Source organism: Leisingera sp. McT4-56 (genome assembly GCF_020514995.1).
GTDB classification, from domain to species: domain Bacteria; phylum Pseudomonadota; class Alphaproteobacteria; order Rhodobacterales; family Rhodobacteraceae; genus Leisingera; species Leisingera aquaemixtae_A.
Window position 1 is genome coordinate 72136 of the sequence record NZ_JAJALF010000021.1, and the last position, 14781, is coordinate 86916.

The following is a 14781-nucleotide window of genomic DNA, read 5'->3' on the forward strand; positions in this document are numbered from 1 at the left end:
GAACTTCAATCAATGCCCGTGCCCGCAGGGCGCTAGGTTCCTGAACCCTTCACGGAGCCGTTGCGGTGCATTCTCGCGAAGGATGTCGCCATGCGCGAGCACGACGGTTTCCGGTTTCCAGTCGAGCATCCGGGTCAGAGCCTTGCGCAGCTTGTCCCGGTTGCCCGCAAAGGAGAACCAAATGTCAATCGGCATCTTGCCGTTCGGAGCAAGGATGCCCGCAGCCCAGGCCAGCGGCCGCACCCAGAACGGCAGTGTCTTGCTGGGCATATTCTCGATCAGGTCGGTCAAAACCAGCACTTTGGAGCGCTTGTGAAAGAAGACGACCTCGGTGTGCACCTTGCTGCCGCGGACAATCAGCTGCTCCAGCTCTGCCGCCCATTCCGGCGCCGGGCTGTCCTGCAGGTCGCGGTCGAAATTGATCTCCATCCCCTGGCTCCGTGCACGCTCCCGGACATTCGGCGAGGCCCAGGCTATGGCCTCCGGATAGGCCTGGGCCCATTCCCCGATATAGGCGTAGTGAATCCAGTTCGGGGACACCAGGTGGCGGACACGCCCCAGCGCCTCCAGCTCGGCAGCCAGCTGCTTGCTGAATTGGATCGGAGAATGCAGGAACAGGTCGCCGTTTTCCAGGCGGATCACGGTCATCCGGGTCTGGAAGGGGATCTTGTAGAACCGGATCTTCGGGCCGTCCGCCAGCCAGATGTCCGGCCCCAGCGCCTGCAGGATGGTCTTATTTTCCATAGACATACTCCGGCAGCCACAGGGCGATCTGCGGGAACATCATGATCAGGGCCAGCGCCAGCACCATCACCGCGGCGAAAGGGATGATCGAGACATAGATATCCTTCAGCCCGATCTCCGGCGGCGCCATCGCGCGCATCAGGAACAGGTTGTAACCGAACGGCGGCGTCATATAGGCGATCTGGGTGGTGATGGTGTAGAGCACGCCGTACCAGATCAGGTCGAAGCCAAGCGCCCCCACCAGCGGCACATAGAGCGGTGCGACGATCACCAGCATCGCGGTGTCATCCAGGAAGGTGCCCATCACGATGAAGCTCAGCTGCATCAGGATCAGGATCATCCACGGGCTGAGGCCCAGCTTGGTGGTAAACAGGTCCTCGATCGCCTTGACCGCGCCGAGACCATCGAAGATCGCGCCAAAGGCCAGCGCCGCCAGGATGATCCACATGAACATGCAGGAGATGCCGAGTGTCGAGCGCACCGAGGTTTCGAACACCTCTTTGGTCATCCGCCCCTTCAGAACCGCGGCGATGAAGGCAGTCATCGCGCCAATGGCCGAGCTTTCCACCAGCGAGGTCCAGCCGTTCACGAATGGCACCATCATCGCGGCGAAGATCGCCAAGGGCAGCACGCCTGAAAACAGCAGGCGGTACTTCTCCTTCATGAACACGTCCTTGTAGAACGCTGCATTTTTACGGGTCAGGAAGGAGAGCAGGCTAAAGGTAAGCGCCACGCCAAGCGCGGACTTGGTCTCCATTGCGCCGGTCAGGATCAGCAGCGGCACCAGCACCAGCGCACCAAGAACGATGTAGTTCAGCCGTAGTGGGTGGTCGGTGATCTGCTCATACTCGGCCAGATCCTCCGGGTGCATTGCGGGGCCGAGGTTCGGCTGCATACGGGCGCGGACGTAGATGTAGATGATGAACATGGTCGCCATCAGCAGGCCGGGGATCACCCCTGCCAGCCACAGCTGCCCCACCGGCTGGCGCGCAATCATTGCATAAAGCACCAGCACTACCGAAGGCGGCACCAGGATACCCAGCGAGGAGCCTGCCTGGATGGTGCCGGTCACCAGGATCTTGTCATAGCCGCGGCGCAAAAGTTCCGGCAAGGCGATGGTCGCGCCAATGGCCATGCCGGCCACCGACAGGCCGTTCATCGCCGAAATCAGAACCATCAGGCCGATGGTGCCAATCGCCAGGCCGCCCTTAACCGGCCCCATCCACACGTGGAACATCCGGTAGAGGTCGTCGGCAATCTTGGACTCCGACAGCACGTAGCCCATGAAAATGAACATCGGCAGCGTCAGCAGCGGGTACCACTTCATCAGCTTCATCGCGGCGGAGAACGGGATCTCCACCCCGCCGGTGCCCCACAGGAGCATGCCCGCAACCGCGCCGACAAAACCGATGGCGCCAAATACCCTCTGGCCGGTCATCAGCATGAGCATCATGCCGGCAAACATCACGATGGCGATCCATTCGTAGGACATCAGATTTCAACTCCGCGCAGGCGTCCGATATCCCGGAACAATTCGGCAAGGCATTGCAGCAGCATCAGGAAGACGCCGAAGCAGAGGATGGTTTTGACGGGCCAAAGAAACGGCCGCCAGGCGGTGGAGCTGCGCTCCAGGTAGCCAAGCTTTTCACCGGCGGCTGCAGGCCCCTCGCTCAGCAGGGTTTTCAGCAGGTCCCAGAAGAACTGCAGCGGCTCCAGTCCGAAGTAACCCAGAGAATAGGCGGTAGAACTGAGCGCGCCGTACATCAGGATACCCAGGTATGTGATCAGGAACAGCACGGTGAAGGCATCCACCAGCGCCTTGGTCTTGGTTGACCAGGCCCCGTAAAACAGGTCCATCCGCACGTTTGATCCCAGCTGCATCGAGTAGGGGCCGCCCAGAACATAATATGCGACCATCACGAACTGCGCGGTCTCCAGCGTCCAGAGCGACGGGTTGAAGAAGGTCTTGGAGGCGGAGGACCACAGCAGCACCCCGATAAGGGCGAAGATCAGGTACATGGCAAAGCGGCCGATCGCGCGGTTCATCGCGTCGATACCGCGGACATAGGCGCGGATTATTCTAGGCATCAGTCCCTCCCTCCGCCGCCAGCGCAGCCAGCGCCGGGCGCAGCAACGTCAGCATTTCTTCTGCCATGGCCTCTTCTTGCTCCGGTGTCGCCACCAGGTCGTTGCGGATTTCGATCATCACATTGGCCAGCCCGTGCGCCAGCCCGTGGATTTTCAATGAATGGGTGACTCCGTCGGCCGGGCCGTAGGGCTCGTTGCGTTCGACCCGCCGGTGCGGCAGGGCAGGGGCCTCTGCCAGCATCGCGTCTGCCAGGCGGCTGTCATCGTCGTGCAGGATGCCGATCTCGACGGGCCGCTGATTGCCGAAATAGACCGGGGTGAAGCTGTGCATGGTGACCAGTACGGTTTGCTGCCCAGCTTCTTTGCGGGCTTTGATCACATCGGAAACGGCGTCGCAGAACGGCACATAAACCGTATCCGTCCGTTCCTGACGCTGTTCTTCGGTCAGCCCCTTGTTGCCGGGCACCTCCACCAGTTCGGATTTTTCCGGCATGGCGCTGGCGGCTTCGGGCGGGCGGTTGCAGTCATAGACCAGCCGCGACACGGTGCTGGCAACCAGCGGGGCATTCAGCGCCTTGGAGATATGCAGGGCCACCGCGCGCGCACCCGGATCCCAGGCGGCGTGGCTCAGCCTGTCTTCTTCGCGCAGCCCCAGTCCATTGTACCTGGCCGGAATATTGCTGGAGGCGTGTTCGCAAAGCAGCAAAACCGGGCTTGCACCCTTGCGGTTCACCACCTCCACTGCTTCCCCCTGAGCGTGAGAATCGCTCTCTCGCATATGCCGCCTCCCTGCGATTTGGAAAAATGTTTCCATGAAGAGATATTTGTGTCAATATCTTTTCATGATCGGTTCCGGACAGGGATTCCTGAAACTTTCTTTTCAGGCCGGAGCCGGGTTAGAAAGTGTCTGTTCAAGAACAGGAATGCCCCGTTGTCGAAACCGCCCGCCACCGTTCGCGAGTTGATCCGCGAGAACTATTCCTCGCTCACCCAATCCGAACGTAAGTTCGCGAATCTGCTGTTGGAGAACTATCCTGCGGCGGGGCTGGCCTCGATCACCATTGTGGCGGGGAATGCTGAGGTTTCCACGCCAACAGTGGCCCGGATGGTGCAGAAACTGGGGTTCAAAGGCTACCCGCAGTTTCATCAGGCGCTGCTAAAAGAGCTGGAAGCCAAGGTATCTGGCCCGACCAAACGGCGCGACAACTGGGCTTCTGAGGCGCCCGAAGGCCACCTGCTGAACAGATTTGCTCAGGCCGTCACCGACAACCTGCAGCAAACCTTCTCAAATATCGACTCTGCTCAGTTCGACGCCGCGGTGCATCAGCTCGCCAATACCGAGGGGCGGCTTTATGTGGTTGGCGGCCGCATCACCCGGGCACTGGCGGACTATGCCTTTACCCACTTCCAGGCGATCCGGCAGCGGGTCACGCATATGACGTCCTCCTCCGCGACTTGGCCGCATTACGTGCTGGACATGGTAGAAGGCGATACGCTCCTGATGTTCGATGTCCGCCGCTATGAAACCAACTTGCAGCGGCTGGCAGAGCTTGCCTCGGAACGCGGGGTAAAGATCGTGCTGGTTACCGACCAGTGGGCGAGCCCGATTGCTTCGGTTGCCGAGCACACATTCAACTGTTGGGTCGAAATTCCGTCGGCCTGGGACTCCAACATCTCCACCATGATGTTGCTGGAGGCTATGATCGCCGCCACACAGGAAGAGAGCTGGGACAAGACCAAGGACCGCTACGATCGCCTGGATGAGCTTTTCGACATGACCCGGCTGTTCCGCAAGTTCTCTTGATCCGCCGCATGGACATTGCCTCCTGGTTGCGCCTTACTGGTCGCCAAGCCGGTTTAATTCAGGCAGGAGTATTCACATGCGATTTTCTGGAATTCTGACAGCAGCCGCTGTGGCGGCGCTTGTTGCGGCGCCCGCCGCTGCCAACCCGCTCAGCCGTATTCTGGCCAAATCCGGGCTGACGCCGCAGGACACCAACATCATGCGCCAGGCTGAGCAGTCCTTGCTGGCTCAGGCGCAGGGCGGCAGCGGCAAGCGGGCCAAGTGGTCCAACCCGGACAGTGGTGCACATGGTGAAGTGAATGTGGCGGGCAAAGAGGGTGATTGCGTGCTCTTGCAGCACCAGGCCTTCCTCAAGGATGACCAGGCGCCCAAGCAGGTCCGCCGCAAGTTCTGCCCCTCCGAAGGCAAGTGGCTGTTGTCCCAGTAACTTGCAGCACCGGAAACTAAACTGAAGTCATTCCAAGGAAGAAAGAATGTCTGAAATCACCCGCAGCCACACCGGCCAGCGCATGAGCCAGATCGTGACCCACGGCGATACCATCTATCTTGCGGGTCAGGTTGGTACCGCCGGTGCCAGTGTGGCGCAGCAGACCCAGGACTGCCTGGACAAAATCGACGCGCTTTTGGCGGAGGCTGGCAGCGACAAGACCTGCATTCTGCAGACCGTGATCTGGCTTGCCGACATGAAGGATTTTGCCGAGATGAATGCGGTCTGGGATGCCTGGGTGCCTGAAGGCCACGCCCCGGCGCGGGCCTGCGGCGAGGCAAAGCTCGCGCGCGAGGATTTCCTGGTGGAGCTCATCGTGACAGCGGCAAAGGCCTGACACGCTGTTGCCCAGGCAAGGGAAGGCGGGCCAGCGGCCCGCCTTTTTGTGTTCTAGTCCAGAGCGGCCGCAGCTTTTTTGATGGCGGCTTCTGTCTGTTCCAGATCCACTTCTGTCAGAGCCAGGCTGGGGTAGGTCTTACCCGGTGACTTGAAGATGCCTTCCTCACGCAAAACTGCATTGTACCGCTTTGTACGCTCTGTATCCCCGGCCTGGGTGTCGCGGTAATCGCGCACCTTTGAATCGGTGAACACCACTTCGAACAGTGCAGGCTCGCCAACGATCCGGAATGGCACCCCTGCCTCTTCCAGCGCCGCACTGGTCATCCGCATCAGCCGCTGGCCGATGCTGTTCAGCTTGTCATAGGCGCCCTCGCGGCGCAGCACTTCCATGGTTTTGAGGCCCGCAACAGCGGCCACCGGATTGCCCGACAGGGTTCCAAGCTGCATCAGCCAGCCTTCGGCCCCGACCTGCGCCTTGTCGAAGTGCCGCATGATACCTGCGCGTCCCACGATGGCCGCCAGCGGGAAGCCGCCGCCAATCACCTTGCCCAGCGTCGCCAGGTCCGGTGTCACTCCGTACAGTTCCTGCCCGCCGCCGTACGTGGAGCGGAAACCGGTGACGACTTCGTCAAAGATCAAGAGGCTGCCGTGCTTCTGTGTTTCCTCGCGCAACAACTGCAGGAAACCCGGCAGCGGCGGCACGATGCGCTGCAGCGGTTCTGCGATGATGGCGGCAATCTCGTGCCCGTGTTCTGCCATCAGCTGCTTGATGTATTCGAAGTCATTGAACGGTGCGACCAGGACCTCGGCGGCGACTGACGGGGGGATGCCTGCACTGTCCGGCACCGCCTGCGGGAAATTCACCCGGACCGAGGGTGCCAGGCTCATCTGCGCCTCTGCGGACATGCCGTGATAGCCGCCTTCGAACTTGACGATCTTGGTGCGGCCGGTGAAGGCGCGGGCAAGCCGGATCGCATACATGTCAGCTTCGCCGCCGGTGGAGACATAGCGCAGCTGCTCGGCGCAAGGCACTGCCCGGCAGATTTCCTCGGCCAGCTCGATGCCGCGGGCGTTGCTGGCGAAGAAAGTCATGCCTTTCGGCAGCTGCTCAAGCACCGCCTCCATCACTTCCGGGTGGCCGTGGCCCAGCATCATCGGGCCTGAGCCGATCAGGTAGTCAATGTATTCCTTGCCATCCTCGTCCCATACACGGGAGCCCTTGCCCTCGCGGATGACGATGCCGGGGTCGAAATTGCCAAAGCCGCCGGCGGGCAGCACGGCGCTGGCGCGGTCATTCCATTCGGCCTGGGTGCGGATCTTTTCCATGTCTTTGTCCTGTTGGGGCGGATTGGCCCAGTTGGAAAAATTTTGACCAAAAAGTCAAAAACTATTCGATCACAGTTGCGGGAGCGCCCAGGGATTCCCGGTCGGGCCGCACGCCCAGACCAGGGCCTTCCGGCGGGGCGATGCGGCCATTTCGACGCTCCGGCCCTGCCAGGTCCAGCCGCGGGCTGACGTAGAAGGACAGGTCGCAGGCATTCATCAACCGAAGCGGATCGGTGGCGGCCGCCAGATGCAGCAAAGCAGCGGTGGTGATGTCAGAGCCCCAGGTGTCTTCGATGCACATCTTGGCGCCCAGGTGCAGGCAGAGATCCCGCGCCCGGCGCGCGGCCGACAGCCCGCCGAACTTTGACAGCTTGATGGCGACTGCGTCCATTACACCCGCTGCATGGCCTGCCAACAGGGAAGCCGTGTCATGGGCGTTCTCATCCAGTTTCATCGGCAACCCGCATGCAGAACGTACCCGCGCGCAATCCTCGATGGTGGCGCAGGGCTGTTCCAGCATGATGTCAAGGTCCGCTACAGCCCGGCCGACGCGGGAGGCATCCAGCGATGTGGCGCCGCAGTTCCAGTCGCCATAAACCAGCGGTCCGTCTCCGACCGCCTCCCGCACCATCCGCAGGCGTGCGACATCGGCTTCCCAGTCGCGGTCGGCGCCCAGTTTCACCTGAAACTGGGTGATGCCCGTCGCCTGCGCCTCATGCGCGATGCGGGCCATCTCCTCTGGCGCGATGCAGGTGATCGAGTGGTAGAGCGGCATATCCGCCTGCCGCCGCCCGCCCAGCAAGGAATGCAACGGCAAGTCCGCGACCTGTGCCGTCAGATCCCACAAGGCGATGTCGATTGCGGACTTGGCATAAGGATGTCCTTGCAGCCAATGGTCCAGCCTGGCCATCACGGCTTCTGGCCCAACGGGATCGGCGCCCAGCAGCACTGGAGCCATCTCCTCCACAGCGGGCACCACACCGCGGGCATAGGCGGGCAGGTAATGCGGGATCGGGCAGACCTCGCCCCAGCCGGTAAGGCCGGAATCGGTGTCCAGCGCCAGTACCACGCTTTCCACTGTGTCGCAGGTCTTGCCTTCGGCCATGTGATACGCGGTGTGGCTGCTTAGCGGCACATGCCACAGGGAGATGCGGGTGATCTTCATGTTGATGCTCCTGGTTCAATATCGGTCAACCTGCAGGGGCGGGTCTTGAACTGCGCATTCTTTCGAGGAAGCGGCGGTACGGGTTTGTGTTCGGATTTTTGAGTCTGCCCGGACTGCCGTGTCCGGACAGGGGGGGGTAGCTTCGGAAAGGCTCATTTCTGGCGCTCCCAATTAGCAAAGAGGGAAGTCGCCCCTTCGCCGGTGGCCTGGCGAAGGGGGGTATTCTATTGCGCCGGGGCAAGTGCCGCGTCGGTACGCGGCAGCAGGCTGTCCGGGTCATAAGCGGGCATGCCCAGAATCCGCCCCTTGCGCGGCTTGCCAGCGATGATCACTTCAACTTCTAAGCCCGGCACATTGGCCTGCGGTTTCACATATGCAAATGCCAGGATCTTGCCGACAGTGTGGCCATAGGCAACAGAAGCGGTTGAGCCAACGACTTGACCATCAAGCATGACTGCCTCACCGCCGTGGCCGTCTTCCGCACCGTCCGGCTCGATCTCCAGATAGGCGCAGACCCAGGGCTTGTCCGCGTCGTTCAGAGTCTTGTCTTTGCCCAGATACTCCTTGTCGGTGCGGGCAAAACGCAGCACATCCGCCTCGGCCAGTGTCACCTCGTTGGTGAGTTCGCCTGCGCCCTTGAAGCCTTTCTCCATCCGCATCGCATTCATGGCAAAGGATCCGTAGTCGGCAATGCCATGCGCCTCACCCGCTGCCCAGAGCGCATCATAGACAGCCAGGGTGCTGTCGCGCGGGATGTGGAGCTCCCAGCCGAGTTCACCCGCATAAGACATCCGGAAGGCCCAGAGTTTGTGACCCGCCACCTTGATCTGCTGTGCAGTCAGCCACTTGAAACCGGCGTTTGTCAGGTCTGCACCGGTGCAGGCGGCCAGGACCTCGCGGGCTTTCGGGCCGTTGAGAGCAAGGGCGGCCCAATCGGTGGAGAGGGTTTTGATCTCCACCTCTTCGCCCGCGAGGTTCTGGTTCAGGTGGTCCAGCAGCCGCTGTTCAAAGAAGGCGGCGCAGACCAGGTAGTAGCTGTCCTCTGCCAGTTTCACCACGGTGGTTTCCAGCTCGATCCGGCCACGGCGGTTCAGCATATGGGTGAGGGCAATACCGCCCACTTTCTGCGGCAGCCGGTTGGCGGTCAGCCGATCCAAGAGCGCCACGGCGCCAGGGCCGGAGACCTCGACCTTGGTGAAGGCGGAGATGTCCATGATGCCTACGCATTCGCGCACGGCCTTCACTTCGGCCCCGACCATGTCATGCACCACGTTGCGCTTGAAGGAGTAGTGGTCGCGCTGCTCCACACCGTTTTTGGCAAACCAGCGCGGGCGTTCGTGGCCATAGACCTCCTCATAGACCGCGCCTTTTTCCTTTAGCCGTTCATAGAGCGGCGAGGGTTTGATCGGGCGGCCCGCCAGGCGGTTGAAATGCGGGAAGGGGATCTCGTGGCGCAGCTTGTAATCTTCATGCGCCTTGGTCACCTGCCAGTCCTTGGTGGCATAAGAGCCGAAGCGGCGCGGGTCGTATTCCCGCATCGAGATGTCGGCCGCGCCATGCACCATCCAGCGCGCCAGCTCGCGGGTCAGGCCCGGGCCCCAGCCGATGCCGATCTGGGTGCCGCAGCAGCACCAGTAGTTCTTGACGCCCGGCGCCGGGCCGATCAGCGGGTTGCCATCCGGCGGATGCGAGATCGCGCCATGCACTTCGCGCTGGATGCCGAGGTCAGCAAAGATCGGCATCCGGTTCAGGCTTTCCTCCAGCCACGGCATCACCCGGTCATAATCGGCGTCAAACAGCCAGTTCTCGTATTCCCAGGGGCAGTGGTCGTGCCAGACAGAGTTGCTGCCTTCCTTCTCGTAAATCCCGATCAGCCCGCGCTTCTGCTCCATGCGGATGTAACCGGAGACCTTCTTGTCGTCGCGGATTACCGGCAGTTCCTTGTCTAAGCCTTCGAACTTCGGCACCGGTTCGGTCACGAAATAGTGGTGGGTCATCGAGGTCATCGGCAGCTGCAGCCCGGACCATTCGCCCATCTGGCGGGCATAGGTGCCGCCGGCGTTGACCACATGTTCGCAGCGGATGGTGCCTTTTTCCGATTCGACGATCCATTCGCCGTTGTCGGCCTGGGTGATGTCGGTGGCGCGGCAGTGGCGGACAATCCGTGCGCCCAGCTGGCGGGCACCTGCGGCGAGTGCCATGGTCACATTGGTCGGGTCCACATGGCCGTCGTCGGGGGTGTAAAGCGCGCCTAGAACACCGTCGAGGTTATAGAAGGGGTGCAACTCGGCGACCTTTTGCGGGGCGACCAGTTCAATGTTGAAACCGAGGGAGCGGCCCACCGACAGGGTGTGGCGCAGCCAGTCCATCTCGTCCTCGGTATAGGCCAGGCGGAACGAGCCGCAGCCGTGCCAGGTTACTGCCTGGCCGGTCTCTTCCTCCAGTTTCCCTGAGTACAGGCCGATATTGTAGTCCACGCATTTGCCGAGGCCAAAGGAACTGGTGGAATGAGTGATCTGTCCCGCCGCGTGCCATGTGGAACCGGAAGTCAGCTCGGCCTTCTCCAGTAGCACAACCTCAGGCCCCCAGCCCTCATGTGCAAGGTGATAGGCCAGGCCCACCCCCATCACGCCGCCGCCAACAATGACCACACGGGCCTGTGCCGGGAATTCTTTCTCAGCCATTTCGCAGTTCCTGATTGCAGAGTCGCTTTTCTGCTCGACAGGCTAATTCCATACTTGTACCATCGTCAATCATGAATGGCACAAATGTATCAAAGACTGTTTTGGAGCGCCTCACCGAAGAGTGGGATGCGCTGACCCCTGAGGCGCAAAAGGCGGCCCGCTATGTGCTGGAAAACCCGGCAGATGTCGGGGTTTCCACCGTGCGCGAGATCGCCGAAGCGGCGAATGTGAAGCCCAACACTTTTGTCCGTATGGCGCGGCAGGTAGGCTTCGAGGGATATGAGGATTTCCGGGCTCCGTTTCGCGAAGCGATTCGCAAGGGTGGGGTTTCCTTCCCCGATCGGGCGCGCTGGCTGCAGGACATCGGCAAATCCGGCGAGCTCGGCGGGCTTTATGCGGATATGGCTTCTGCCGCGATCCGCAATGTCGAGGAAACCTTTGCAGGCATTGACGCTATTGCGCTGGAGGCCGCAGCCCGTGCGATCTGGAATTCCCGCCAGGTCTTCACCCTTGGCGTTGGCGTTAACAACGCCAATGCCCGCAACTTCACCTATCTTGCCTCCACTGGCATGAAGCAGTTCCACGCGATCCCGCGGCCCGGCTCCACACCGGTGGATGATCTGGCCTGGGCGGATGGCCAGGATGTGCTGATTGCCATGACCTGCAAGCCCTACCGGACCGAGGTGATCGAGGCAGTCCGCATCGCGCGGGAGCAGGGGGTAGCCATCGTTGGCATTTCCGACAGCCGCGCCAGCCCCGTGATCCTGAATGCGGATCACGGCTTTATTGTCGCGGCTGACACGCCGCAATTCTTTCCGTCATCCGTCTCGACCATCGCTTTGCTGGAAACGCTGCTCTCCTTCGTGATTGCTGTCTCCAGCGAGGAAATTGTCGAACGGGTGGAGAAATTTCACAAGCGCAGGCACCAGCTGGGCCTTTATGCGGAGGAACCTGAATGAATGCCCCTCTGATCCATTCCCTTGAGGCACGGTATTATACCGATCCCGCCCTTTATAAGGCGGAACTCAAAGGACTTCTGTCGCGCACCTGGCAGTTTGCCGGGCACGCCAGCCAGATCCCGAATGTGGGTGATTACTTCGCGTTCGAAATTGCAGGCCAGAACCTGTTCGCGATCCGCGGCCGCGATGAGATGATCCGCACCTTCTATAATGTGTGCCAGCACCGCGCCCATGAAATGGTCACCGGCACCGGCAACACCCGTGTCGTGGTATGTCCATACCACGCCTGGACCTATGAGCTGACCGGCCACTTGCGGGCTGGCCCGAACATCAAGTCGGTGCCGGGTTTTGAGCGCGAGAAGATCTGCCTGACCGAAGTCCGCACCGAGGACTTTAATGGCTTCATTTTCGTGAACCTCGACAATGATGCCGCCCGGATGGACGAATGGTTTCCCGGCGTGCGCGAGGAAATTCGCGAATTCGTGCCTCATATTGACAATCTGGCCCCGCTCGAATGGGTCGAGGTGTCGGAGAACTGCAACTGGAAGGTTTCGGTCGAGAACTACTCCGAATGCTACCACTGCCCGATGAACCATCCGACCTTTGCCGAAGGGGTGGTGAAGCCGGAGACCTATGACATTCAGCCGGACCCGGGCGGCAGCTATGTGCTGCGCCACACCACTGAATGCCAGAGCCTGGACCGAATGACCTATCCCATCAATCTGTCGGTGCCGCACGCGGGCGACTATCAAAGCTGGTTCCTGTGGCCGATGTTTTCCTTCCAGTGCTACCCGGGCAATGTTCTGAACACCTATCACTGGCGCGCAACCGGCGTGGACAGCTGCACTGTCTGGCGCGGCTGGTACACCGAAGGCGGCGCCGAAAGCGATGTGATACGCGGCTTGGCGGTGCAGGACCGCCAGACCACCGTGGAGGAAGATATCCGCCTGGTGGAATCGGTGCAGCGCGGGCTGCAGTCCCGCGGCTATCGTCCCGGGCCATTGGTCGTGGATCCCTCTTGCGGAGTGAACTCGGAACATTCCATCCTGCAGCTTCAGAAGTGGATGCGCGAAGCGGCAGACCGGGACCTACTGGAAGCAGGGAACTGATGGACCATGACACAGCTTGATGCCGAATGGCTGAACTACATAGACGGCGCCTGGGTGCCCGGCGGGGCAGGGTGGATAGATGTCACTAACCCGGCCAATGGTGAGCTTTTGGCCCGCCACGCGCTGGCTGATGCCGCGGACGTGGACCGCGCTGTGCAGGCTGCCCGCAGGTTGCACCTGTCGAGGGAGCTTTCGGCGCTGCGCCCGATCGCGCGGGGGCGCATGGTGCAGGCGATGGGCCGCTACCTGCTCGACCACATCGAAGAGATTGCCTGTGTCCTGACGCTGGAGCAGGGCAAGCCGCTCTGGGAATCCCGGATCGAGATCGAAGGCGCTGCGCTTTACTTTGAGTACTATGGCAATCAGGCCAGCACCGTCGAAGGCCGCTCAATCCCGCTGGGCGGCGGCTATTTCGACTGGACCGAGAACGAGCCGATGGGCGTCTCCGCCCAGATCATCCCCTGGAACTACCCGGTGGAGATGACCGCGCGGTCGTTGTCTGCAGCTCTTGCAACCGGCAACGTCTGCGTGATCAAAACGCCCGAGCTTACGCCGCTGACCAATGCCTGGCTCGCCCGCGCGGCTGAAGCCGCCGGTTTCCCGGCTGGTGCGGTCAACGTGCTGTGCGGTTACGGGCATGAGGCCGGCGCGGCTCTGTCCGGCCATCCGCAGGTCAACCAGATCGTTTTTACCGGCTCGGTTCCCACCGGCATCGGTATCGCCACTGCGGCGGCGCAGAACGTGGTGCCTTGCGTGCTCGAGCTTGGCGGCAAATCCGCTGCTATTGTCCATGAAGACGCCGACCTCGAGGCGTTTGAGAATGACATACGCTGGGGCATCTACTTCAATGCCGGCCAGGTTTGCAGCGCCATGAGCCGGGTGATCGTGCATGAGAGCCGCCACGACGAACTGGTCGAACGCGCGGTAAACGTGGCGCAAAGCCTCAGTGTCGGCCCTGGGGTCGACCGGCCCGAGTTCGGTGCCAATATGGGTGCCATGGTCTCCATGCCCCAGCGCGACCGTGCCTTGGGTATTGTCCAGCAGGCCCAGGCTGACGGGGCGATCATCGCAACCGGCGGCGCGCCCGTTGGCAATGCGGGTGCATTTCTGGCTCCGGCCGTTGTTTCCGGCATCACCCCGTCCGACAGCATCGCCAGCGAGGAGATCTTCGGCCCCGTGCTCTCGGTCCTCAAGTTCGAGTCGGATGCTGAAGCGGTCGAGATCGCCAACAGTACCGAATACGGGCTGGTCGGCGGCGTCTTCACCCGCGACCTCGACCGCGCCACCCGGTGCGCCCGCCAGATCCGCGCCGGCCAGGTCTTTGTGAACGAATGGTATGCGGGGGGCGTCGAAACCCCCTTTGGCGGCTACGGAAAGTCCGGCTACGGGCGGGAAAAGGGCCGCGAGGCGCTGTGGAACTACGTGCAGACCAAAAACATTGCAATGAAACTGAGAGGCTGAGATGAGCGCTTTTGACGAAGACCTGTTCCTGAAGGGCATGGAGCAGCGCAAGGCAACCCTCGGCGCTGAGTATGTCGAAAAGAACCTTGCCGCAGCGGACGACTTCACCCGCCCGTTTCAGGAAGCGATGACTGCCTGGTGCTGGGGCTTCGGCTGGGGCGATGACGTGATCGACGCCAAGACCCGCTCGATGATGAACCTTTCGATGATCGGGGCGCTGGGCAAGATGCACGAATGGGAACTGCACTGCCGCGGGGCCATCAATAACGGTGTCACCAAGGAGGAGATCCGGGCGATTATTCATGTGATCGGCATCTATTGCGGCGTGCCCCAGGCGTTGGAATGCTTCCGCGCCGCCCGCAAAGTGCTGGAAGAGCAGGGCTGAGCGAATTGAACTGAGATTCTGCGGGCGGCCGGTGGGCCGCCCTTTTTCCTGGCTACTGCGCCCTTTGGGGGATCGGCCTGCGTTTGCTGGGCGGCTTTGACCGGAAAGGAGCGGCGCGGGACGGGGTTCTTCGGTTCTGAGATTTCGATTCCTGCGTTTTGGTCTGTGGATATCCGGCTTGAGTCTGTGGGTAAGCTGTGTTGGCGGCTGTTGGGGGCTGGGGCGGGGTT

At 61.6% G+C, this 14781-nt stretch carries 14 protein-coding genes; 7 read left to right on the forward strand and 7 right to left on the reverse strand.

What is annotated here, in order from left to right:
- Positions 1-9: 9 nt before the first annotated feature.
- Genes LHL23_RS19055 through LHL23_RS19070 form a run of 4 tightly spaced genes read right to left on the reverse strand, consistent with a single transcriptional unit; the run spans position 10 to position 3610 of the window.
- Complete coding sequence (locus LHL23_RS19055) at positions 10-744, reverse strand: DUF4336 domain-containing protein (protein WP_226431108.1); 735 nt, start codon at positions 742-744, stop codon at positions 10-12.
- Positions 734-2236 carry a TRAP transporter large permease gene (locus LHL23_RS19060; RefSeq protein ID WP_226431109.1) on the reverse strand — a complete coding sequence of 501 codons (1503 nt, stop codon included), beginning with the start codon at positions 2234-2236 and terminating at the stop codon, positions 734-736. The genes LHL23_RS19055 and LHL23_RS19060 overlap by 11 nt, the downstream gene beginning before the upstream one ends.
- Entirely contained in the window at positions 2236-2832 is a 597-nt protein-coding gene (locus tag LHL23_RS19065; RefSeq protein ID WP_222479694.1) for a TRAP transporter small permease subunit, read from the reverse strand. The genes LHL23_RS19060 and LHL23_RS19065 overlap by 1 nt, the downstream gene beginning before the upstream one ends.
- Positions 2825-3610 (reverse strand): N-formylglutamate amidohydrolase, encoded by a 786-nt coding sequence (locus LHL23_RS19070; protein WP_226431110.1) that lies wholly within the window; start codon positions 3608-3610, stop codon positions 2825-2827. Before LHL23_RS19070 ends, LHL23_RS19065 begins: the two co-directional genes overlap by 8 nt.
- A 153-nt stretch (positions 3611-3763) precedes the next feature.
- Here LHL23_RS19070 and LHL23_RS19075 point away from each other — a divergent pair, with 153 nt between their 5' ends.
- The 3 genes from LHL23_RS19075 (at position 3764) to LHL23_RS19085 (ending at position 5460) form a co-directional block, all read left to right on the forward strand.
- A complete protein-coding gene (locus LHL23_RS19075) occupies positions 3764-4636 on the forward strand; it encodes a MurR/RpiR family transcriptional regulator (RefSeq protein ID WP_226431111.1) in 873 nt (290 codons plus the stop codon).
- 76 nt (positions 4637-4712) lie between these two features.
- Positions 4713-5063: a hypothetical protein gene (locus LHL23_RS19080; protein ID WP_226431112.1), complete on the forward strand. Its 351-nt coding sequence runs from the start codon at positions 4713-4715 to the stop codon at positions 5061-5063.
- Positions 5064-5109: 46 nt separating this feature from the next.
- A complete protein-coding gene (locus LHL23_RS19085) occupies positions 5110-5460 on the forward strand; it encodes a RidA family protein (RefSeq protein ID WP_226431113.1) in 351 nt (116 codons plus the stop codon).
- A gap of 53 nt (positions 5461-5513) precedes the next feature.
- On the opposite strand, the gene LHL23_RS19090 is transcribed toward LHL23_RS19085, so the two are convergent.
- From LHL23_RS19090 to LHL23_RS19100, 3 genes are all read right to left on the reverse strand, one after another.
- A complete protein-coding gene (locus tag LHL23_RS19090) occupies positions 5514-6788 on the reverse strand; it encodes an aspartate aminotransferase family protein (RefSeq protein WP_226431114.1) in 1275 nt (424 codons plus the stop codon).
- A gap of 61 nt (positions 6789-6849) precedes the next feature.
- Positions 6850-7953: a mandelate racemase/muconate lactonizing enzyme family protein gene (locus LHL23_RS19095; protein ID WP_226431115.1), complete on the reverse strand. Its 1104-nt coding sequence runs from the start codon at positions 7951-7953 to the stop codon at positions 6850-6852.
- Between the two features lie 224 nt (positions 7954-8177).
- Positions 8178-10637 carry an FAD-dependent oxidoreductase gene (locus LHL23_RS19100; RefSeq protein ID WP_226431116.1) on the reverse strand — a complete coding sequence of 820 codons (2460 nt, stop codon included), beginning with the start codon at positions 10635-10637 and terminating at the stop codon, positions 8178-8180.
- 71 nt (positions 10638-10708) lie between these two features.
- Between LHL23_RS19100 and LHL23_RS19105 the strand changes: the two genes are divergently transcribed.
- Genes LHL23_RS19105 through LHL23_RS19120 form a run of 4 tightly spaced genes read left to right on the forward strand, consistent with a single transcriptional unit; the run spans position 10709 to position 14551 of the window.
- Entirely contained in the window at positions 10709-11596 is an 888-nt protein-coding gene (locus LHL23_RS19105) for a MurR/RpiR family transcriptional regulator (protein WP_226431117.1), read from the forward strand.
- Entirely contained in the window at positions 11593-12705 is a 1113-nt protein-coding gene (locus LHL23_RS19110; protein WP_226431118.1) for an aromatic ring-hydroxylating oxygenase subunit alpha, read from the forward strand. The genes LHL23_RS19105 and LHL23_RS19110 overlap by 4 nt, the downstream gene beginning before the upstream one ends.
- 6 nt (positions 12706-12711) lie before the next feature.
- Positions 12712-14166 (forward strand): aldehyde dehydrogenase family protein, encoded by a 1455-nt coding sequence (locus LHL23_RS19115; protein ID WP_226431119.1) that lies wholly within the window; start codon positions 12712-12714, stop codon positions 14164-14166.
- A 1-nt stretch (position 14167) separates the two neighbouring features.
- Positions 14168-14551 (forward strand): carboxymuconolactone decarboxylase family protein, encoded by a 384-nt coding sequence (locus tag LHL23_RS19120; RefSeq protein WP_226431120.1) that lies wholly within the window; start codon positions 14168-14170, stop codon positions 14549-14551.
- Positions 14552-14781 lie beyond the last annotated feature (230 nt).